Source organism: Cyclobacterium sp. SOCE241 (genome assembly GCF_056867545.1).
This window is the reverse complement of record NZ_CP149779.1, coordinates 4330030-4353057: the sequence shown is the minus strand read 5'-3', so window position 1 is coordinate 4353057 and position 23028 is coordinate 4330030. Positions and strand designations below refer to the sequence as shown.

Here is a 23028-nt window from a genome sequence, read left to right as displayed (position 1 = left end):
AAAAACCAAAAGCAAGTAAGTAAAAAGATATGGATTTGAGGCAAACGATAGAAGAAATAGTGGAAAAGCACCTTCCCGACAGCAGTCATTTTGTCGTAGATGTTCAAATAGTGAAGAAGGGAAATAAAAAATCTTTACAAATATTAATTGACGCTGATCACGGCATTAATATTGATTCTTGTGCATTGGTAAGTAGAGCCGTAGGTGAAGAAATAGAAGCCAAAGAACTGATGGACACTGCTTATATAATGGAGGTTTCCTCTCCCGGAGTAGATTTTCCTTTAAGTTCAAGGAGGCAATATCAAAAAATATTGGCCGAAACTTAAGGGTTAGCCTTGAAGAAGGGAAAGACACGGAAGGAAAACTTACAGAAGTGGAGCAGACAGGAATTCAGTTGTTGGTAAAGAAAAAGAAAAGGGGAAGAAGGCTGTTGAAGAAACGCTCAGCATACCTTTCAACCAAATTAAAAAATCAATTGTATTAGTCTCTTTCAAATAAAAACAATGGATGCTAAAATTCTGATTGAATCATTTGCAGAGTTTGCAAGATCAAAAAATGTGGACAGACCGACAATGATCCGCATTCTCGAGGATGTATTTAGGGCGATGATTCGTAAAAAGTATGAAACTGATGAAAACTTTGATGTGATCATCAACGCGGACAAAGGTGATTTGGAGATCGTAAGGATTAGAGAGATCGTGGACGACAATTCTGAAGACATCTGGGATCATGACAAAATTAGTTTGGCAGAAGCCAAAAAAATTGAGCCTGATTTTGAAATCGGTGAAGAGACCTATGAAAAAATAGAATTGGAGGATTTTGGTCGACGGGCGGTAATGATGGCCAGGCAGACCCTAATTCAAAGAATTAAAGATTTAGAAAAGGATTTACTTTTCCAGCAATATGAAGAACTTGTAAGTGAGATTATCACTGCAGAAGTTTATCAGATATTGGGTAGAGAAATTCTACTTATGGATGGTGAGGGCAATGAATTGATCATGCCCAAGTCAGAGCAAATACCTAAGGACAGGTTTAGAAAGGGAGATACTGTCCGGGCGATTGTTCACAAGGTGGAAATGATCAACGGTAATCCAAAAATTATACTTTCGAGAACATCTCCAATATTCTTGGAAAGGTTATTTGAGAATGAAGTACCGGAAGTATACGATGGTTTGATAACCATCAAAAAGATAGTGAGAGAACCCGGAGACAGGGCCAAGGTGGCCGTAGAATCATACGATGATCGGATAGATCCGGTTGGAGCATGTGTGGGTATGAAAGGTAGCAGGATTCATGCTGTGGTAAGAGAACTACAGAATGAAAACATTGATGTTATCAATTACACAGACAATCTTGATTTATATGTTTCCAGAGCATTAAGTCCTGCCAAGGTAACTTCACTCCAAGTGAATGAAGAAGCTAAAAGGATTTCGGTATATTTGAAACCTGATCAGGTATCTCTAGCCATAGGAAAAGGAGGCTTCAATATCAGGCTTGCCAGTCGTTTGGTAGGTTATGAAATAGATGTCTTTAGAGAACTTTCTGATTATGAAGATGAAGAAGATGTTGATCTATCTGAATTTTCTGACGAAATTGAAAGTTGGGTATTAGAGGAGTTGAAGAAAACAGGTTTGGATACTGCGAAAAGTGTATTGGCATTGACCAAAGAAGACCTTTTAAGGAGGACAGAATTGGAAGAAGAAACGATTGCCGATATATTTAAAATATTAAAACAAGAATTTGAATAGCAAATAACGACAGATAATTCGTTATCCCCTTTATATTTGCATTATTATAAATACAGGAATAGGTATTAGTATGTCAGAAGAAAAAATGATGCGATTAGGCCAAGTAGCCAGAAAACTCAATGTGGGGGTTTCCACCATTGTTGAGTCTATGGCCAAGAAGGGCTTTGAGGTAGAAAGCAATCCGAACTCGAAGATAAGTTCGGAACATTACAATATGCTTGCCAAAGAGTTCAAGTCTTCTGCTCAAGAAAAGGAAGAGGCCTCCCATCTATCTATAGGCAAAAGGCACAATGAAAACTTCACCATCAAGGCGGAGTCTGAATCTGAGCCTGAAAAAGAAATCAAAAAGCCGGAGCCGAAAAAACCGGTAAGCACTAGCAAACCGGCCAGTGCACCTCCTCCTGCCGAGGAGAAAAAAGCTGAGGAAAAAGCTACTGATAAAATATCAAATGAAGCCCCTAAACTTCAAGGAATAAAGTGCTGGGCAAAATTGATTTGGATGGCAATAAATCCAAACCAAAGCCTGCGGAAGTGAAGGAAGAGCCTAAGCCTTCTACACCTAAGCCGGTGGCAGAAGAGCCTAAAAAGCCGGAACCAAAACCTGAAGCCAAAAAGGAACCTGAAGTAAAAGCTGAACCTAAAAAGGAAAAAGAACAGCCTCAGAAAGCAGCGCCAAAAGCGGAAACGACAACGCCTAAACCTACTCCTACTCCAGAAAAAACCGAAAAGCCGGTAGCTAAAACTCCTCCTGCTCCTAAAGCAGAAGAGAAAGCCACACCTCCTAAAAAAGCGCCAGAAGCTAAACCTGAAGCGCCTAAGGAGCCTACTGCCCAATCGAAGCCTAATACAGAAGAGAAAGCAACTACTAAAGAACCGGAGAAACCTATCGAAAAGACTGAAGACAAGGTGATATCTGCAAAGGCAGATTCCCTTAAAGGTTTGACCGTTTTGGGAAAAATCGAACTCCCCAAAGACAAACCAAAGAAAAAATCCAAACCGGTTGCCTCTTCTGATGAGCGCAACAAGGAGAAGAAGAAACGTCCAAGAAAAAGGATTGATAACCGTCCTGCCAAAAGTGGTGACGGAGCGAGGAATACACCTGCCGGAAGAGGACAAGGTGGACAAGGTGGCGGTGGTGCCAGAAAAGGAAACAACCGAGGAGGCGTAGGACGTCCGGGAGGAAGAGGTCAAAACCCACGATTCCAAAAAGAGGAACCTACCCAAAAAGAAATTCAGGATCAAATCAAACAAACACTTGCTCGTCTGCAAGGAGGTGGTAAATCCGGAGGTAGAGGTAAAAACAGAAGAGACAAAAGATCTGAAAGAACCAAGGAGGTTAGTGAAACTCCGGAGGAAAGCAAAATATTACGGGTAACGGAATTTATTTCCGCAAATGACCTGGCATCTTTAATGGATGTTTCTGTAAATGAAGTGATCTCTGTCTGTATGGGATTGGGAATGTTTGTTTCCATCAACCAAAGGTTGGATGCAGAAGCCATTACCATCATCGCAGATGAATTTCATTATGATGTAGAATTTACCAAAACTGACGAGGAAGAAACTGAAGTCATAGAAGAGGAAAACGAAGATACACTTATAGAAAGAGCGCCGATTGTGACCATAATGGGTCACGTAGATCATGGTAAAACTTCCCTACTGGATTATATCCGAAGGGCAAAAGTAACCCATGGCGAAGCAGGTGGAATTACCCAGCATATCGGGGCCTATGATGTGGAAACTTCCGATGGACACAAAATTGCATTTTTGGATACTCCGGGTCACGAAGCTTTTACAGCCATGCGTGCCAGAGGTGCAAAAATCACTGATGTTGCCATTATCGTAATTGCAGCGGATGACAACGTCATGCCACAAACCAAAGAAGCCATCAACCATGCTCAGGTAGCAGGTGTTCCTATGATCTTTGCCATCAATAAAATTGATAGGCCAAACTCCAATCCGGAAAAAATCAAGGAAGAATTGGCAAATATGAACCTATTGGTGGAAGATTGGGGTGGTAAATACCAATCTCAAGATATCTCTGCCAAAACAGGTGTGGGTATTGACGAGCTATTAGAAAAAGTATTGCTGGAATCTGAAATACTGGAACTAAAAGCCAACCCAAATAAAAATGCAGTAGGTACTGTAGTCGAAGCTTCCCTTGACAAAGGTAGAGGTTATGTATCCACCATTATGGTTCAAGCAGGAACGCTCCATGTAGGAGACACCATCTTGGCAGGTCAACACTACGGTAGAGTGAAAGCCATGTTTGACCACTTGGGTAAAAAAGTGGAAGAAGCAGGCCCTTCCACACCGGTACAAGTACTTGGTTTAGGAGGAGCCCCTCAAGCAGGCGATGTGTTCAAAGTATATGATTCTGAAAGAGAAGCAAGGGAAATTGCCAACTCAAGGGAGCAAATACAAAGAGAGCAAAGCTTACGTACCAAGAAACACATTACCTTGGATGAAATTGGTAGAAGATTGGCCATTGGTAGCTTTAAAGAACTCAACATCATTATCAAAGGTGACGTGGATGGTTCTGTGGAAGCCCTTTCCGATTCCTTGCTGAAACTTTCCAAAGACGAGGTAAATGTAAACATCATTCACAATGGAGTAGGTCAAATCTCCGAATCGGATGTATTGCTTGCCTCTGCTTCGGATGCGATTATTCTCGGTTTCCAGGTAAGGCCATCTGTGAATGCCAAACGCCTAGCTGAACAAGAAGAAATCGAGATCAGGCATTACTCCATTATCTATGACGCCATCAACCAGATCAAGGATGCCATCGAAGGTATGCTAGAGCCTGAATTTGAGGAAGTGATCACAGGTAATATCGAGGTTAGAGAAGTTTTCAAAATCTCTAAAGTAGGTACTGTTGCCGGTTGTTACGTAACAGACGGATATATCAACCGTAAAAACAAAATCAGAATTATCAGAGATGGTATAGTGATTCACGAAGGTGAAATCAGTGCCTTGAAACGATTCAAGGATGATGTAAGTGAAGTGAAATATGGTTACGAATGTGGTGTATCCATCAAAGGCTTTAATGATATCCAGCAAGGAGATACCTTCGAAGGGTACAAAATGGAAGAAGTTAAACGTAAAAAATAAATTATTGCAATTGTAAATATAATTAAAGGGACAGCGTAAAGTTGTCCCTTTTTGCATTCAAGACATGGAAACTCTTATTGCAGCCATAAACATCTTGTTTTTCACAGCCCTTTTAGGGACCATCCTAGGGCTAATAAGACCGGTTATTGTCCTTTGGTTTATGCACCGTTTTAACCGGATGACGGTGTTAAAATGCTATGGCCTACCTGCAGCCATATTATATTCCCTTAAGCTCGCCTTGACCCAATGGGCCTAAAATAATCGTCATTCGGAGAATTAACATTTTAAAAATGCATAAATCGAGATCTCAATATTCAATTTAGCACTCTAGAAAAGTGCAATCTTTTAAGCTTAAGTTAAACCGACGCAGGAGGTGGTTTAGGGGCATTGATGAGTAAGTTTTTTCCGGTATTAGCCATCCAAAAGCTCAATAGTGAAACCGGCTTTTAATGGGGCTGAACCATTGTCGAAGTCCGGAAACAAATTTACTCAGATTCAAATTAACTATCTTCTTGAGAAAGCCTACACCTTAACACAGCAGTCTTCCCATCCAATAAAGTACAGCCAATTAAATAGTCATCCCCTCCATCCTTAAGCTTGTATCTCTTTTTGATCTGGTCCGGCTTGATGGGATAATTGCGGGTCAATACATTCACTTTTCCATTAGGAAAGCGCGTTTTAAGGGTTTTCTTATCCAATTTTAGTTCCTCTAATACTTCAAAAACCCTCCCATGTACCGGACCGGTTAATTCATCGGCAGTGTAAAGATGGGTGTGTGGATGAAGTTTGTTTAAGCCAAATTGCTGAGCAAAGCTTTTAAAAGCCCCGGCTTTTAAAATACAAGCGTAAGGCAAAACCAGAAATTTTTGTGGCAAAGAATAGTTAACCGTAGCATTTGTTTCTTCCTCCACCTTAAAAGAAAACTGTTGCACAGATTTACTGCCTAATTCAGTGGCTACCACTTTCAAAGGCTCATGCTTTCCAGAGTAAAGAAACAGCAATTCTTTTACCTCATTTTTTACGGCTACCACATGCACTTCATTGATTTCCGGCAATTCCTTAAGCGCTGCCCGGATATCAAGCATAGGTGATGCTTTGATCAAAATTACCTTGGCTTTAGCCTTTAAAATATCCCAATTTTGGCTAACATCAGGTTCAAGGTCTTTGAGTTGATACATCTTTTGATTCCCACTACCTCTCCTGGCCGGGTCCACAAAAAGCACATCGTAATTGGCTTGAGATTCTTCGATAAACTGAATCGACTCTCCATGCACCAAACTCAATTTGATCTCTTGGTCCATTAATAATCTGGAAAGATTGTACCGGGCAAGTTCCACCAGTTCTTGCTGCCTTTCCAGGTAGCTCACAGATTTAAAATTTTTGCCTATATAAAAAGTATCTACAGCAAAACCTCCTGTAAGGTCAATAAAGGTTTGGCCCGAAACCAACTTGGCCTTGTATGCTGCCGTAAGCTCAGAAGAGCACTGCTCCATAGATAGGCTGGGAGGAAAAATTAAGGAAGGGTGACTCGCCCAAAAAGGAAGCTTCTTAGCAGCCTTTTGTCGCATGGCAATTTGCTGGGCGGCTATTTTTAAATCTATTCCCGGGACATTTTTATGCCTTAAAAGCAATTGTGCAGGATCTTCCTTTAGATGATCCTGCACAAACTGCATCAATTCTTGATGATATATATTTTCAAGGTTCACTTAAACCATGCTGTGTTCCAGTAAATACTCGGCTATCTGAACTGCATTTGTTGCTGCCCCTTTTCTTAGGTTATCGGCTACAATCCACATATTTAGGGTATTGGCTTGTGTTTCATCTCTCCTTAATCTTCCCACAAACACCTCATCCTTTTTGTGCGCATTCAATGGCATGGGATAAATATTATTTGCCGGATCATCTTCTACAATAATTCCCGGAGTCTTGGCCAACAATTCTTTGACTTCTGCCAAGTCAAAATCATTGTGGAATTCCACATTAACAGCTTCTGAATGACCACCCATTACAGGAATTCTCACAGCAGTAGCCGTTACCTGAATGGAGTCATCCCCAAAGATTTTTTTGGTTTCATTAATCATCTTCATTTCCTCTTTGGTGTATCCATTTTCTTGGAATACATCGATATGAGGCAATACATTCAAATCAATTTTATAGGGATAAACCATATCGGCTTTTTCTCCATTTCTTTCTGCCATCATCTGATCTACTGCATCTTTACCCGTTCCGGTAACGGACTGATAGGTAGAAACCACAATTCTTTTGATGCCATATTTTTCTCTCAATGGAGCCAAAGCTAATACCATTTGAATGGTAGAGCAATTAGGATTAGCGATGATACGGTCATCAATTCTAAGACTCTTGCCATTGATTTCCGGTACTACCAATTTTTTTGTTGGGTCCATTCTCCATGCTGAAGAATTGTCAATCACGATTGTACCTACCTCAGCAAACTGGGGTGCCCATTCTTGAGAAGTTCCTCCACCGGCTGAAAAAATAGCCACGTCTGGCTTTTCTGCCACTGCCTGTTTGAGACCAATTACCGTATACTCCTTACCCTTATAAGCAATCTTTTTCCCTGCAGAACGCTCAGAGGCAACCAACAATAATTCATCGAAAGGAAATTGTGCTCTTCGAGCACTTCTAGGATTTCTGAACCTACCAATCCGGTGGCTCCAACTACGGCTAACTTCATTTTGATTATAATTTTGACCGATTAAACTTTCCCGGTTCTGTCCCGAGAAAAATATTCTTCAATAATAAATACTTATTTAGTATACTTTTAGTTATATTAATGACATGAAAACCAGTGTTTTAATTTGGAATTTCATAGCATTTACCTTATTTGGTTTTTCAAATTTTTGTCTTGGCCAAACAAATTCCAAACAGGATTTTGAGACTGAATTCAACATCGCTAACTACCCTGATGAATTTTTGTCAGGATGGTCAGCCAATCAGATCCGGTCCGGAAAATCCAGAGTATTTCAAGCTTCAGCAGAAGGAATCGCTGATTCCCAGGCCTTGGCCATTCAGACTACCAGTACTTTCAACGCGCAAATTTACATAAAAACATTGACTGTAGGGTTAAAAAAGCCCACAATTTCATTTTGGGCCAAAACAGGTGAAAATGGCTCCGGAAACAGACCAGTACTTGTATACCTTTCTTATTCTACAGACCAAGGGAAGAATTTTTCAGCTCGGAACCAAATAGGATCAGATACAACTTTTCTTAATAAAGACACTCCTTATCGGGAATACAAGCAACCAATACCTGAAATTTATTGGCATACAGAAGATTTGACTTTAAAATTGGAGGTGGACTATGGAGAGGGTTCCGGCACAGCTGCCAGGTTGTTTCTAGATGATTTCAATATAGGCACAGCGGAAGAAAAGAGTGCAGCTCTAAATGCTAAGATTATACCAACAGCAAATGACAGTAGCTTACTTTTAGATTTTGACCAAGAAGTGAGTTTAATTTCGGAGATTGCCACTCTTAGCGCCAATTATGGTCAGCCCTTTAGCATTACTCAGCCCCAAAGCAATCAATTGCTCCTTCATTTTGATGACTATATTTACAATAATGACTACCGCTTACTTTTCAAAGAGATCAAATCACTACAGTCAGATCTAGTGTTTACCGACTGGTCCATTAGTTTTGACCACCAAAAAGCAACGCCTGAGGGTACTCTTGTAATCAACGAAATCATGCCGGACCCCAACCCCAAAGGTTTGATCCCGGAGAACCCTATCCTTCCCAATGCTGAGTTTATAGAAATTTTTAACCAAACCGAAAAGGCCATTAAACTTAGCAATTTCACTTATAACGATGCGACAATTCCTCAAATCCTTATTCAGCCTCAGGAACACTTGATCCTTTGTGCCGCCCCCCATCAGGAATTGTTTCAGCATTTTGGAAAGGTGGCCGGCATGGAGGCGTTCCCGACCCTTGTCAACAGCGCTGGAGAAATTCTATTAAATGATGGCTTTGGAAACCTGATAGATAGTTTAAGTTATGATCAATCCCTCTATGCCGATAAGGAAAAAGAAAAAGGTGGTTGGTCCATTGAGCGTATCAACCCATTTCTTGACTGTAATGACCCTTTCAATTGGAAAGCTTCTGCTGCAGCAGAAGGCGGTACACCAGGGAAAACTAACAATCGGTTTAGTGAAGTTGCCGATCAAAGAATTTTTGAAATACTTGAAATTAAAACTTTGTCCTCCCTACAAATTCAACTTTCCTTTTCCAAAATACTTCCATCTGTCTTGGCAACAGCCACCAAGATTTCTCTTAATGATCAAGCAACGCGTATTCTGGAGCATCGTCAAAATTTCATACTTCTTCAGCTCAGCAACCCCATGCTATCAGGAGAATCCTATACCCTATCGGTCCAAAGTTTGCTGGATTGCTATTCCCTCCCTTTGAGTGAAAATGCAATTACTTTTGTCTATGACGGTCAACCACCAAAGGCTAAAAAGGTTGGTGGAATAGATGAATCAACCATAGTTGTGGAATTTAACGAAGCTGTTGACCCTATTTCTGCAAGCAAACCATCGAACTATCAATTAATCTCACAGGTTGAGATAGCTTACATTCCTGCTATTTCAGAAAAAGCAGCCAATGTAGTTCAAATCGGTCTTTCAAAGCCACTGCTATTGGGTGAAACCTATAGCTTAAGCCTTAGCAATATTGCCGACCAGTCAGGAAATCAGATGCATATTGATACCATTTTCTTTGTCTGGGAAGATGTTTTGGATACAGTTATGATGCTTTCACCCAATAGTTTGAAGGTAATTTACTCTGCAAAAATCAGTGGGGAATCTGCAACAAATCAGGAAAATTATCTTGCAGGAGAAAGTCAAGTGCATCCTATAAAGGTTTTGAAGGATCCTGAGGAAACAAATGCTTATATTTTGTTTTTTGATGCAGAATTTCCCGAAAACAAAGCGCAACAATTGCTTGTGCAAAATATGGTAGACAGCGATGGAAAGGACAGGATTACTTTGCAAAAAACCTATGTTCGAGACACAAGACCAATTGAACTGGAAAATCTGGAAATTCCAGACAATAACAGTCTTTTATTAACCTTCAACAAAGCATTGGATCCCGAACGGGCTCTATTGTCTCAGGTATATAGCATAGTGGAAATGAATGAAGCTCCTTATGCATTGGAAATGACAAATGAGAATCAGGTTCTTCTTTCGTTTACTTTCGAATGGATCACCGGTGCAGCCTACCATGTAAACATTGATGGCCTTGAAGACCTGTATGGGAAAAAGTTGGAAGAGCCGATAAAACGCCAATTTATTTGGGATACCCTCCCACCAATAATTGATACAGCATATCTTACGAATCCCTATTCTTTGGTAATCAGTTTAAGTAAAAGTATCGCTTCACCGGATTCATTACTAATTAATAACCAATTATTTTCTATGTTTGAACTTAGTGATGGTGGGGAAAAAATAACCGTATTCAATGAAGAGGCTTGGGTAGTGGGATTACTCTCCATAAACCTTCCCACTGTAAGTAGCAAAAATGGGGAGCTTAGGAAAGCGCTTCATTTTTCCGTGGATAACCGGCTACTTTATGTAACAGAAGCTACGATTTGGGATGCGGAATCCGTACTGATATTTTTCTCAAGGTTTTACGAACCAAGTACTGTTCTCTTTAGCGCGCAATATTTGGTTCAAGGCCAACCCCTCTGGATGTGATTCAGGTTAATCCTTATCAGGTCAAATTAAAATTGAATACAGCCTTGAAGCACGGAGAAAATATAACTGTCCAAGTAGAACCGGAACAAGTTGTGGCTGATAATTCGGATTATTTATTTCAAACCGTACTGGACTATAATGACGGCATTCTCGAAATATGGCTAGAGAACAATCAGCAAATCATAATAAACCATGAATTGGCCTTGGAAGAGCTACCTTGGCTTGAACCATTTTCATTCCTAGAAGAAAACTTTAAACCGGAACCCTTTTTAAATCAGTCCTATCAAAAACAAATCCAAATATTGATTTCTCCTCCGCTGCCACAAGGCCATCAATTAACCTTAAAAATTCCTCCCAGAAAACAGAAAAATCAGCAAATTCTACCGGGTAGCCAGAGGACAATTTCTTGGAATCCTTCAGCACCTCAACTTTTGGAAGTAGTCGTTCTTCCTGAAAATCAATTAGCTTTGTATTTTGATAAAGCTTTGGATCCGGTGTTGGCCATTGTGCCACAGTTTTACAGTATTTCCGAACAAAACCCTCACACAGTAACCCTAGAGGAGAACGGGAAGCTGGTAATACTATCCTTTGAATCCACTTGGACAAACAACCTAGCCCTCACTTTGCACGTCCAACAGCTTGAGGATTTAGACGGCAATGAGATTGCCCCAATTGAATTTGATTTCTTTTACAAGGAAATAACAGTAGCGGGGTATAAAGATATCCTGATCAATGAGGTCATGCCTGCTCCAAAGGAGGGGAATAGCTTACCTAATGCTGAATATATAGAAATATTTAATCCTACGGACAGTACCTTTAATTTGGGTGGCATGCAATTGGCCAATTCAAGGACAAAAAGTGTTTTGGCCCGAACAGAAATGAAACCCGGAGAATATATTATCCTTTGTCCGGCGTCTTCTGAAGCAACCTTTAGCAAATATGGAAAGGTAATCGGCCTAAGCCATTGGCCCACCCTGCTTAATGGAGGGGACGAAATTTCCCTATTGAATCAAAAGAAAGAACTTGTAGACAAGATGAGCTATCATCCGGAGTTGCCACTTGCGAGTGAAGTGCTTACTAATGGTTATAGCTGGGAGTTGATAAACCCTTGGTCTACCTGCGAGGGACCTAGCAATTATGCACCGGCTAGTATTGAAGCCAAAGGAACTCCCGGCTTCATTAATTCAGTCTTTGACGATAGTCCTGACCGCAGTTCTCCTCAACTACTTGGTTCGCTGGTCAGCGCCGGCAACCAAATCCTTTTACAATTTTCAAAACCCTCTGCTCATGAAACCGAAAATAGGGCCAATTTTAAGATTGTTCCTACCGTTAAAATCAGTAATGTTTATCAGGATCCAAATGATCCTTTACAATGGATTCTCCATCTTGAAGAACATTTGGAGGAAAACCAAGCTTATGAAATTACGGTTGACAACTGGAGAGATTGTTCAGGAAATCTCTTAGATAATAACAAGGCTTTGGTAAAAATACCCGGCAATCCTGAGGAAGGAGACGTTGTTTTGAATGAAGTACTTTTCAATCCCCCAACGGGGGCTCCCAAGTTTGTAGAAATTTACAACAATTCTAGTAAGTTAATCAACCTCAAAAACTGGAAATTGGCCAACTTTTCTAACGGAGAAATTGACAACAGAAAAATACTAGCTTCGGATGATTTTATTATTGACCCATTTACTTATTTAGTACTTACCACCGACAGTCAAAGCCTCCGTACTTATTTTCCAAAGGCAGTAAACAGCAATTTTCTAGAAATGAGTTTACCAAGTTACCCTATTCGTTCAGGCTCGGTCATTTTACTTGACCCTGAAGAAAATTGGCCACAAAGATTCGATTATGATGAAGATTATCACCACGGCTTTTTGAGGGATGTCAAAGGTGTGTCTTTGGAAAGATATGCTAGTGGAGAGGAGGTAAATGATCCTAAAAACTGGCATTCTGCGGCTGTGGCTGAAAACCATGCCACACCGGGCTATAAAAACTCCCAGGTTTATGATGGAAATACCGGAGGGGTAGGATTGACGATATCCCCAAAAATATTTATTCCAGATGCTACAGGGGAACAGCCGTTTACCACCATTTCCTATAAAATGGACCAGCCCAATTATCAGGCTACTTTAAGGATATTTGCTGCTTCCGGTCTCGAGGTAAAGTTATTGTGTCAAAATGAACTCTGGGCAGCCAATGGTTTTTATACTTGGGACGGCACCAATGAACAAGGAGAAAAGGTAGGGGTTGGCTATTATATAGTTTCTGCAGAACTTATTCATCCAGGAGGCCATGTGCAGCACATCAAAAAAACAGTAGTCGTAGGCACTAAATTTTAAAATTTAAATGCCTTGCCCCATATTTTTTGTACTTTGGTTTGATTTTCTAATTGAAACTAAAAAATTTAGTTTTATATATGCTGACAATAAACCCAAGGCGATTAACGCTTTTATTTTTACTTCTCATTCAACTGTGGAGTTGCTCAACCTCCTCAGAAAATAAACCTGAATATGTCTTACGCTTACGGACATTTGGCCAACAACCACCACGGTTGGCACTTGGCCAGCTTAAAATTTGCTGAAGAGGTAAAAAAGCGTTCCAATGGTAGAATTGAAGTAAAAGTTTATCCCAATGAGCAATTAGGGAAGGAGATGGATGTATTGACCGGATTATTGGTAGGCAGTGCAGACATTATGATTACCGGAGAATCCCTGCAAAGTTGGAGCTTACCCAAAGCCATTCTTTGCGCCACCCCTTTCGCTATCCGAGATTCTGAGCATCTAAAAAAGTAGCCGGTGGACCTTTGGGAAAAGAGATTGAACAACACATTTTGGATGGAGCCGGTTTTAGACCTATAGCATGGTTTGAGCGGGGGCAAGAAACCTTACTGCCAATCGGATTATCCGTCATCCCGACGAACTACAAGGGATGATTTTAAGAGTACCTCCGGTATCATTGTATGTGGATACTTGGAGTGCTTTAGGGGCTAAACCAACACCCATGGCCTTTTCGGAAGTTTTTACAGCCTTGCAACAGTCAACGATCCACGGACAAGAAAACCCCTTTGCATTGATCAAAGATGCTGGACTTTATGAGGTTCAAAAATATTGCATGCTCACCTCACATGTGAAAAGTTGGGCTTATGTGGTCATGAGTGGCAAAAGTACGACAGCCTCCCCAAAGACCTGCAAAAGGTAATTGATGAGTCGGCTAAGATAATGCAAGAGTATGAACATGAGTTGTTTTTAGTCCAAGAAAAGAAAGACTACGATTTCTTAGTTGAAAAAGGAATGGAATTTATCGAAGTAGACAATGAAGCTTTCAAAGCCGCTGCCAAAGAGGCCGTTTTGCAATCCTTTGATGAAGAACAAACAGATCTTTTAAACAGAATCCAACAGGTAAAATGACAAAATCTCCCTTTCCCACTTTAGATAAAGTATTGGGTTTCCTTATAAACCTAAGTTTTATATTGATGATTGCCGTTGTATTGCTTCAAGTTATTGCCAGGTACCTTTTGCCATGGGCTCCCAATTGGACCGAAGAGCTCGCCCGCTTTTGTTTTATCTATTTGGTGAGCATGGGGGCAGCCCTAGCCGTAAAAGACAATGGATATGTAAGTGTAAATTATTTATTAGACAGATTATCGCCCAAATACAAATCCCTATTAGAGAATATAATTATGGTTTGCATTATCGGCCTAATGTTCACTCAGTTTGTGGTTAGCCTTCCTTTAATGGAGATTGTAAGCATACAAAAATCTCCTTCCATGAACCTTAATATGGCCTTTATGTATGGTGCCATGGCCATTATGGGTTTATCGGTTGCCTTTTACAGTACCTTGAAATTAATTCAGAAAAACAGATGACGGCACTTTTATTTATTGTCTTTTTGGTTCTTTTGACCATCGGATTTCCAATCGCCTTTGCCTTAGGCATTTCTGCCTTTACCTATTTGCTGTTCAGTGATATCCCTTTAATGGTGATTCCTCAAAAAATGTATGCAGGCATTGATGTATTTGTGTTGCTATCTATTCCCGGCTTTATATTGGCAGGAAACTTAATGAATGCCAGTGGCATAACAGGCCGTATTATTAATTTTTGCAATGCGCTATTGGGCCATATCAGAGGTGGCTTGGGATTGGCCAATGTGGGTGCTTCAATGCTATTTGGTGGTATCTCCGGAACGGCCATTGCCGATACTGCCAGCATTGGTTCGGTAATGATTCCCGCCATGAAAAAGAAGGTTATGATGTCCCTTTTTCATGTGCTGTGACGGCTTCCTCATCCACCATAGGACCTGTTATCCCTCCCAGCTTACCCATGATCATTGCCGCCACGCTTACTGGGCTTTCCGTTGGAAAGCTATTTGTCGCTGGAATTGTTCCCGGTTTGCTATTAGGGGTAGGATTTATGTTGATTACCTACCTTATTTCTGTGAAAAGAAAATATCCCAAAAGACCTCGGAAAACATTCGGCTTCGTTTTCAAAAGCTTTTTCAGGCATTTTGGGCTTTAATGATGACTGTAATAATTCTTTTCGGCATCATAGGGGGCGTTTTTACACCTACTGAAGCATCTATTGTAGCAGTAATTTATGCGATAGCCATTGGCCTTTGGGTTTACAAAGAATTAAAAATAAAAATGATTCCGGCCATATTGCTTCAGTCAGCCAAAACTACTGCTGCATTGATGGTGCTGGTAGGCTTCGCCAATCTCTTTGCCTGGATCATGACGGTGGAAGAGTTACCACAGTTGATAGCCAATAGCTTACTGGAGCTGACAAGCAATAAATTTATGCTGCTCTTATTAATCAACCTCTTGTTAATTTTTGTTGGGGCCTTTATGGAGACCATTGCGGCCTTGTTGATTCTATTCCCGGTTTTGCTTGGTGTAGCGGTAAATGTAGGTGTAGATCCGGTTCAGTTTGCCATTATCATGGTTTTTAATCTGGTGATTGGGCTGACCACGCCACCAGTAGGTGTTTGTTTATTTGTAGCATCCAGTATTGGAGGTATTTCTCTTGAAAAATAGCCGTGGCCGGCTTGCCTTATTTGATGGTAAGTATCCTTGTCCTCTTAATGATCACCTATATCCCCGAAGTAAGCCTCTGGTTACCGGGATTGTTTTATGAATAAATCTCGAACTACTAATCGAGACGGCCTTTGATAAATTGCTGAATTGGTGACAATGAAATAGGCTGACTTAATTTTAACTTCCTTACTCAATTGTCAATCTTGAAACTATCAAAGTCCCCCTTTTTTTCTAAGGGGGACTAAGGGGGATTTCTATCGTTAACAGCAAAAAAACAAACTTTTTATCCCTGAAGATAACCATCCAATATAGGCCAAGTTATCCAATCAAATACCCCTATGCTTCATTCTTGATCTTCATCAATAAATAAAAACATCCAATTATTTGTAATATTAACAATTCCTTTGGTTAAATTAAACCACAGGAAAAATAAGAAGATGGAAATTCGCAAGCAGGCTACCAAAGCCTTTGTAATTGTGCCAATCTTCAAAATGCAATTTATACGAAAACCACACAGCCAAAGCCATGAAAAAAATTACCATAGCAAGTAAATTATTTACTTTTTCCTTAAGCCTGATGGCACTTTTCACTTACTGTGGATCTCCACAAAATCAAAAAAAAATGGCTGAGCAAACGCCAGACACTTACTATTCCATGGAAGATTTTTCCTCCATAAAAAAGTTTGATACCCATGTTCACCTTCGCAGTCAATTGGATACCCTTTTTATCAACCAAGCTGTTAAGGATAACTTCAAATTTTTAACCGTCAGCGTATATACTTCTCCAGAAAGAACCCCTGAAGAACAAGAGAATTTCTCTTTAAAAATGGTTCGCGACTATCCTGAAATTGTTTCCTATGCCACCACATTTTCTCTGGATGGATTCAATGATGACGATTGGGTAAGCAAGACCCTGGACTACATAGAAAAATCCATTGCCCATGGAGCCATTGCGGTAAAGGTTTGGAAAAACGTGGGCATGGAATTGCAAAATGAAAAAGGGGATTTGGTGACCATCAATGACAAGAAATTTGAGCCTATCTTAAAATTTTTAGCGGAAAAGGACATCACCTTATTGGGGCATCTTGGAGAACCCAAAAATACCTGGTTGCCGCTGGAAGAAATGACCGTCCAGGGAGACAAGGATTATTTTAGTGAAAACCCCAAGTACCATATGTACAATTTTCCCGACTTTCCTTCTTATGAGGATCAGATTGGTGCCCGAGATAAGATGTTGGCCAATAACCCTGACTTAAGATTCGTTGGAGCGCATTTGGGAAGTTTAGAATATGATGTCAATGAATTGGCAAAAAGACTTGACCAATTTCCCAATATGGCAGTGGACATGGCTGAGAGAATTTCTCACCTACAATATCAGGCCATTAACAATTGGCAAGGTGTGCATGATTTCTTTATCAAATACCAAGACAGGCTAATTTATGGAACCGATTTAAGGGCCGGAGCATCTGATATACAGGCCAAGGGATTGACCGATCCCGATGAAATTGCTGCACATGCCCACGAGGTTTGGTTAAGGCATTGGCAATTTTTTACCGGAGATGAAGAAATGAATGTGCCAAAAGTAGATGGCACATTCAAAGGCTTAAAGCTCCCCAAATCCGTAGTAGATAAGATTTATAGGTACAATGCTGAGAACTGGTATCCCGGACTCCTCCGTTAGTTTTTAAATTTTATAATATTAAAAACACTATGAATTACCTAGACCGTAGAAATTTTCTAAAACTATCTGGCTTGGCCCTTGGTGGAATGTCTGCTGTTATGAAATCTAATTCTTCGCTAATTATCCACCCCAAACTAATGGCCTCTATTATTTAAAATAAACTATTTTATACATTTTTTTAGTTTTGAAAAACATTTTTTTGTATTTCTAACAAACATGCTGTACCTTTGATAAACTTAGTTGAAGGTAGATCTCAAGCCTCAGATGATGCACTGATAAGCATTTAATGTTGCCTAAGACTTTTATCGGATAACAGCTTATTATTTTAACTTTTATTAAAAACATGATCACTTCAATTTGCAGAAATTTTACATTTCTATTACTATTCTTATCTTTTATCAATTGTAGTCAAGAAGTTCAGGAAACACTTCCGACCAGCGGTACTGTATCACTAAATCTTAACCAACTTGTCGGAACTCCTGCGAGTAGAGTAGAAGAAGGAGACACCTTGGCAATTTCTCATGTAGTACTAACGATTTTAAAAGCAAATGGTGATTCTACAGCATATAACCAGAAAAAATTAAAAGTTACAGTTGTCGGAGACCCTACTTGTGTGAAAATATAATTTTGCCCATCGGCTCCTACCAGATCACTACACTTTATATGGTTGATGTTGATGAAAATGTCTTATTAGCTACACCTTTGAAGGCCCTCTTTGAGGGAATCTCAGATTTGTTGCCAATCCCATTTGAAATAACAAGCCTACAGCCTGTTAACGACATCAATGTAGAAGTGATTTCCATCGAGGGCTTTACCCCTGAAGATTTTGGCCTTGAGAATTTGAATGTCAAATTTAAACAGTTGTTCTACTTCTTTTTAGGTTTGTTGGATGAAGAAGAAAATCTTGAATTCCTATCCGGTAGGTTGAAATTGACTGGAGAGGATCTTGAAACTGAACTGCAATTGAACAACGTTATCAACAAGGTTACTCCTTCCATTGAGCTCGATCAATATACTATAGCTATAAATAAAGAAGGTTATGAGCCATTTGAATCCAACTTTACTTATGACAGCCTAATGTTGCATAAGGAAACTCCATTATTAATTCCTTTAAAAAAGGAGTTGGAGGAAGAACCTGTTGGAGGCACCTTCATTGGTGATGTGTTTCTTACTACACAGTCAGATGTTAACGAATTTAGGAAATTGGCCTACGAAAGAATTGAAGGGCGGGTAAGGATTGGAGAATATTTCCCAGGGGAAGAAGATCCGATACTTGATTTATCTCCCTTAGCGTCTATTATAGAAATAACCAGTAGCCTTGAAATTCTAACAAATAAAAAACTGACTTCCCTGACTGGGTTACACAATCTCGAAAGCGTGTTGGGCTACCTAACTATTAGTAACAACACCCTTCTTCAATCGCTTGAGGGTTTGTCGAGTCTTAGAGTAGTGGCATCAGAGCTGAGAATTTCCAAAAATGCCACTTTGGTTAACCTAAAAGGATTGGAAAACCTAACCAAATTGGTTTCTAACACCATAATTGAACACAACTACAGTCTCATTGACTTAACAGGATTGGATAACATTAAGAGTGTGGGATACCTGCATTTTGCCCACAATAGTGCTTTTGAATCCTTTGCCGGTTTACACAATTTAGAAACTATTGGGGGAATGACTATAGCCGCAAATAACTCCCTAAGTTCTCTCGAAGGATTTGGGGAAACCTTAACCAAAATAAATCATTTATACATTACTGATAATGCAAAATTGAATGATTTAAATGGTCTGTTGGCTACAGATGGTGTATTGGATGGCTCAATGAGAATTATTAATAACCAATCTCTTGAAAGCCTTGAAGGATTAAAATTTAAATCTGAAATAACTTTTGCCGTAGAGGTAAAAGGCAATCCTTTATTAACAGATATTTCGGCAATGAACGCTATTAACGAAGTGGGAAGAGACCTAACTATCTCAGAGAATGAAACACTTGAAAACTTAGATGGTTTATCAAACTTATTCTCCGTAGGAAATCTTTACAATTCTGATAATGGATATGTACTGGCTATCACCAACAACAAATCATTGGTTGATTTTTGCGGATTAACCTATTTGTTCAAAGAAGGGATTTATTACAAATTAAACTTGGCTTTAAACGGATATAACCCAACAGCATCTCAAATAAAAGAAGGGGAATGTTCTTTAGAGGCTGAAGATTAATAAAATGACAACTATATTCATTAAAAATGGCTGATAATTTTTGATCAGCCTTTAGTAAAAAGTTGACTATCGAGGTATTGCTGCAGAAGAAAGGTAGCGATACCACCAGGATATCGGCATTTCAGAGGTATTTCTTCCAATTTAGAGTTAATTGTCCCACTCCCATTTGATTTCTCGTCCTAATTCTTTAATTTGATACCTAATAATATAGTATAAGAGGGTAGATTGGATATATGAATTTTTAAAAGTCCAAATAAAGTTTGGTTATAACAGAAGTTGAGCACCATTAAAACCATTCCTAACCTAGGCTAAATTTAAACCGTCTAATTTTAATAGAGAATCAAAATGAAGACAACATTACTTATTGTAATATCCTTTCTTGTATTTTCATGTAATCCTTATGACAAAGACCTTTCGTTGGAGGGTGAATATGCTATTGTTGATTTTACAATGACCCCTCAGTTTGCAAAAGATTCAATCGCCCGAAGAAATATAATCCCTATTATTACTAGTTCCAATAACACATTTATTTTTTCAACTGACAATTCAATTGTAAAAATAGATCCCAAGCTCGGTATGAAATTCTTTGGAGATTCCATTTTTCAATATGAACTTAAGGATAAATTCATTGCCTTATCAAATAATGATAAAACCATAAATATCCCATATAAAAACGATAATGGAATTATAAGGCTTTTAGTAGACAAAAAAGGAATAGAAAGATTTTCAATTATTCCATCCAAAAATTAGAATTCAGTTGACGGCTTGATAAAACCAATAATTTTCGTCCCTCACAAAAGTTTTTAAAATGATGGAGGAAAAATGAAAATCCTTTTGTTAAGGTATATATCCCGATGCTCCTTTCTTCCACATTGAATTACCTTTTTTATGAATTATCCGTCGAATAATTATATCAGGCTTTAGGTGTACGTGCTATGCCATAAAGTCAGTCGAACTCATACAATCCAGCCATAATGGCATTTTGTTTTTAAATAAACATGACGTATTGTCCTGTTTTACAGGTCTTTATATTCTTTTTTGGATTGGCATTTATTTTGTAAAATGTTGAGTAAATAAAGAAGTTAAAACTAAAAATACAATAGCCATGACACTTATAAAATCAAACGGAAGAAAAACACAGGCACCTGATTTTAACAATTGGTTGGATCAATTATTTGATGTCCCTTCATCTTTTGTGTTGGGTAGCCCCGAGAATCGTTTCAACGGAAATAGGCCGGCAGTCAATATCAAAGAGAATGACAAAGAGTATTTGTTAGAAGTAGCTGCGCCTGGTATGAAAAAGGAAGATTTTAACATTTCCTTTGAAAAAGATTACCTGACAATCTCCGCAAGTAAAAAAACAGAAACGGAAGAAAAAGATGAAAGTCATAAAGTAAAGCGTACTGAATTTCATTATGAAAGCTTTGAGCGGTCTTTCTTTATTGAAGAAGACAAAGTAGATGTGGATCAGATCAACGCCCAATACCAAGACGGTATTTTAAAATTGCTCATCCCTAAAAAAGAAGAGTTAAAAAGAGTGAAGCAAATCACTGTTTCTTAATCGGAAAAATTCCTGTATTAAATTATAAAAAGTTCCTTGGTTAGCCAAGGAACTTTTTTGGTTTTATTACCAATAAACTAGATAGGTTTGGATGCCATCGGGAAATACATAATCTCCCGAAATTCGTCTTATTTCATGCGGTCCTCTTTAATTACAATTTTCAGCTCTTCACTTCTTTTTTGTTGAACCAGTTGGTATTGTTTCTAATATAGTTAATTGTTGTACTTTCGATAACCAGAGAAATTGAGAGGCCTTAACAAATAATGATTAATTCCATAGGATTACTTAGCTCCAGCCGAAAAGTTGTGCCGCATTACCACCGAGTATTGCTGCCTGTTCCAGTGAGGAGAGGTGCGAGAGGTGTCCTACCAAGTCCTGACGGTAGCGGCGATAGGAGTCTGGTGGTGTCGCATCTGTATTGAAGCCCCCGCCATAGATCATCCGTTCGGCACCCCAGGCACTTGTCAATTGGCGGATGATCGGCCTGATGTCCTGGTGAGGATACTGCTCCGCTTTTGGGATCGATGCTAGCTTCATTACTGTGTTAGGAAAGTCAGCCCAGCGTAATACTCTGGCATATTCCTCCGGGGATCCTTGAAACGGACGCCCAAGATGATCGATGATCACAGTGGTATCTGAGAATTCCCGAATGTAACCTTCGAAACCTGAAGCATAGCGGGGTTCAAAATGCAACTGCACGGCAACGCCGGCATCAGCGACACTACGCCACCATTTGCGGAGTTCCGGTTTCCCAAACGGAGGCAATCGATCGGGAGCGTAAGCATGAACCCGTGACGCGATAATACTTCCTTCACGGTCTTTTAAAAGGATGGCATCGCAGCGAGCGAATCAGGTTGGTCAGCGAAAAACAGACAGGTACCCTTAAGTCGGCCCCCACCAACTTCCAAACAATGATCAAGGTAGCGATGGTCGTCCTGATACGGTTCAGGATGTACAACAATTGCGTACTTAATCCCTGCCCCGTCCATACAACTCAGCAGGTCTTCTACGGTTGCAGCTGAATCAGGTCGATAGGGTCCATTGGGATGATAAGGAAATTTATTGTTGTCGGGGCCAGCAAAACAGTGCAAATGAGTATCGACGACCGGCAGATCGCTGTTAGTCTTCTCCGGTTGCGAGCTCGAAGTAAGAGCAAGGCTTGCAAGCGATCCACCTAAGATCCCTAGGCAGTCACGCCGATTGATACAATTCACCTCGTGATCTTTTTTCAAGTGCCTGTGTTGCCTGCCAAAATAAATGGCTGTTGAATGTTCATTTGTAGCAAAGGATTTCAGTATCAAGGCTATATGGGTTTGGTTAAACTACCTTTAAAAGTTACTACAGTCTTCCTAAAAACCCAAATGAATAGCTGAATGGACTGGTAAATTATTACTTTTAAAAGAATTGTCTTGATTATACCGGAATTATGTAGTAGAAAATCTATTACTTATTAAAACTGCATCAAATAGATTGATTTTCTGACAGTTACTACACTTTTCCTAAACACGGGACAGGCCATTAGGAATCCTTACTTAATCAGGATTTAACTCTGGTCAAAATACTTTATTTTGATGTCTTTAGCGCATAAAATTCTTCTGATTTGCATTTTTTGAACCAATTGATTATACCTTCACCGTCTGCTCATGGGTTAATTCTACTTTTTTCTTCTTTTATTTATACCACAGCGATAAGCTTATTGAGCTACTATCAGTCGACTTTATAAAATAATATTTATGTAAAATAATTACTATTTGATATACACACTTGGTTATTTTGCCGGGAATGGGAATAATGCAATCAATAAATTTCTGGTATTCCTACTGTTTAAAGTTATTATTTTATGGGACATTATCACTGGTAGGTTGTAAGCAAAAACACTAAGTTGGCTCAATAGATCATTTGCCCAGAAATAACCATTAAGTTTGATACCCGCCAAAGCATGGCCATTTACCTGCTAAATCTTTACTTCTCCC

At 39.4% G+C, this 23028-nt stretch carries 14 protein-coding genes and 5 pseudogenes; 15 read left to right on the top strand and 4 right to left on the bottom strand.

Going from position 1 to position 23028, the window contains the following annotated elements; genetic code table 11:
- Positions 1 to 29: 29 nt before the first annotated feature.
- From WG932_RS21940 to WG932_RS21925, 4 genes and pseudogenes are all read left to right on the top strand, one after another.
- A pseudogene (locus WG932_RS21940) lies at positions 30 to 498 on the top strand (ribosome maturation factor RimP).
- Between the two features lie 5 nt (positions 499 to 503).
- The gene (gene nusA / locus WG932_RS21935; RefSeq protein ID WP_014019985.1) at positions 504 to 1748 is read left to right on the top strand and encodes a transcription termination factor NusA; all 1245 of its coding nucleotides are present in this window, start codon (positions 504 to 506) and stop codon (positions 1746 to 1748) included.
- A 70-nt stretch (positions 1749 to 1818) separates the two neighbouring features.
- Positions 1819 to 4856, top strand: a pseudogene (infB, locus tag WG932_RS21930) (translation initiation factor IF-2).
- Between the two features lie 64 nt (positions 4857 to 4920).
- The gene (locus WG932_RS21925) at positions 4921 to 5112 is read left to right on the top strand and encodes a hypothetical protein (protein ID WP_149394992.1); all 192 of its coding nucleotides are present in this window, start codon (positions 4921 to 4923) and stop codon (positions 5110 to 5112) included.
- A gap of 244 nt (positions 5113 to 5356) precedes the next feature.
- Here the strand turns inward: WG932_RS21925 and WG932_RS21920 are convergent, their stop codons facing one another.
- The gene (locus tag WG932_RS21920) at positions 5357 to 6529 is read right to left on the bottom strand and encodes a THUMP-like domain-containing protein (protein WP_483088703.1); all 1173 of its coding nucleotides are present in this window, start codon (positions 6527 to 6529) and stop codon (positions 5357 to 5359) included.
- Between the two features lie 33 nt (positions 6530 to 6562).
- A pseudogene (locus WG932_RS21915) lies at positions 6563 to 7551 on the bottom strand (aspartate-semialdehyde dehydrogenase).
- Positions 7552 to 7655: 104 nt separating this feature from the next.
- On the opposite strand from WG932_RS21915, the gene WG932_RS21910 reads away from it, so the two are divergent.
- From WG932_RS21910 to WG932_RS21860, 11 genes and pseudogenes are all read left to right on the top strand, one after another.
- Positions 7656 to 10565: a lamin tail domain-containing protein gene (locus tag WG932_RS21910; RefSeq protein ID WP_483085384.1), complete on the top strand. Its 2910-nt coding sequence runs from the start codon at positions 7656 to 7658 to the stop codon at positions 10563 to 10565.
- 32 nt (positions 10566 to 10597) lie between these two features.
- Positions 10598 to 12907, top strand: coding sequence for a lamin tail domain-containing protein (locus tag WG932_RS21905; RefSeq protein ID WP_483085383.1), 2310 nt, complete (start codon positions 10598 to 10600; stop codon positions 12905 to 12907).
- A 171-nt stretch (positions 12908 to 13078) separates the two neighbouring features.
- Entirely contained in the window at positions 13079 to 13360 is a 282-nt protein-coding gene (gene dctP / locus WG932_RS21900) for a TRAP transporter substrate-binding protein DctP (protein WP_483085382.1), read from the top strand.
- Positions 13361 to 13496: 136 nt separating this feature from the next.
- A pseudogene (locus WG932_RS21895) lies at positions 13497 to 13975 on the top strand (TRAP transporter substrate-binding protein).
- Positions 13972 to 14433 carry a TRAP transporter small permease gene (locus WG932_RS21890; RefSeq protein WP_483085381.1) on the top strand — a complete coding sequence of 154 codons (462 nt, stop codon included), beginning with the start codon at positions 13972 to 13974 and terminating at the stop codon, positions 14431 to 14433. Before WG932_RS21895 ends, WG932_RS21890 begins: the two are co-directional and overlap by 4 nt.
- A pseudogene (locus WG932_RS21885) lies at positions 14430 to 15597 on the top strand (TRAP transporter large permease). The gene WG932_RS21890 and the pseudogene WG932_RS21885 overlap by 4 nt, the downstream one beginning before the upstream one ends.
- A gap of 525 nt (positions 15598 to 16122) precedes the next feature.
- Entirely contained in the window at positions 16123 to 17277 is a 1155-nt protein-coding gene (locus tag WG932_RS21880) for an amidohydrolase family protein (RefSeq protein ID WP_483085380.1), read from the top strand.
- 343 nt (positions 17278 to 17620) lie between these two features.
- A complete protein-coding gene (locus WG932_RS21875; RefSeq protein ID WP_483085379.1) occupies positions 17621 to 17902 on the top strand; it encodes a hypothetical protein in 282 nt (93 codons plus the stop codon).
- Between the two features lie 2 nt (positions 17903 to 17904).
- Entirely contained in the window at positions 17905 to 19494 is a 1590-nt protein-coding gene (locus tag WG932_RS21870; protein ID WP_483085378.1) for a hypothetical protein, read from the top strand.
- 345 nt (positions 19495 to 19839) lie between these two features.
- Entirely contained in the window at positions 19840 to 20244 is a 405-nt protein-coding gene (locus WG932_RS21865; RefSeq protein ID WP_014019973.1) for a hypothetical protein, read from the top strand.
- Positions 20245 to 20599: 355 nt separating this feature from the next.
- Complete coding sequence (locus WG932_RS21860) at positions 20600 to 21055, top strand: Hsp20/alpha crystallin family protein (RefSeq protein WP_483085377.1); 456 nt, start codon at positions 20600 to 20602, stop codon at positions 21053 to 21055.
- Between the two features lie 285 nt (positions 21056 to 21340).
- Here WG932_RS21860 and WG932_RS21855 read toward each other — a convergent pair whose 3' ends face one another.
- Positions 21341 to 21820: an amidohydrolase family protein gene (locus WG932_RS21855; protein ID WP_483085376.1), complete on the bottom strand. Its 480-nt coding sequence runs from the start codon at positions 21818 to 21820 to the stop codon at positions 21341 to 21343.
- A 56-nt stretch (positions 21821 to 21876) separates the two neighbouring features.
- Entirely contained in the window at positions 21877 to 22146 is a 270-nt protein-coding gene (locus WG932_RS21850) for a hypothetical protein (RefSeq protein ID WP_483085375.1), read from the bottom strand.
- Between the last annotated feature and the right edge of the window lie 882 nt (positions 22147 to 23028).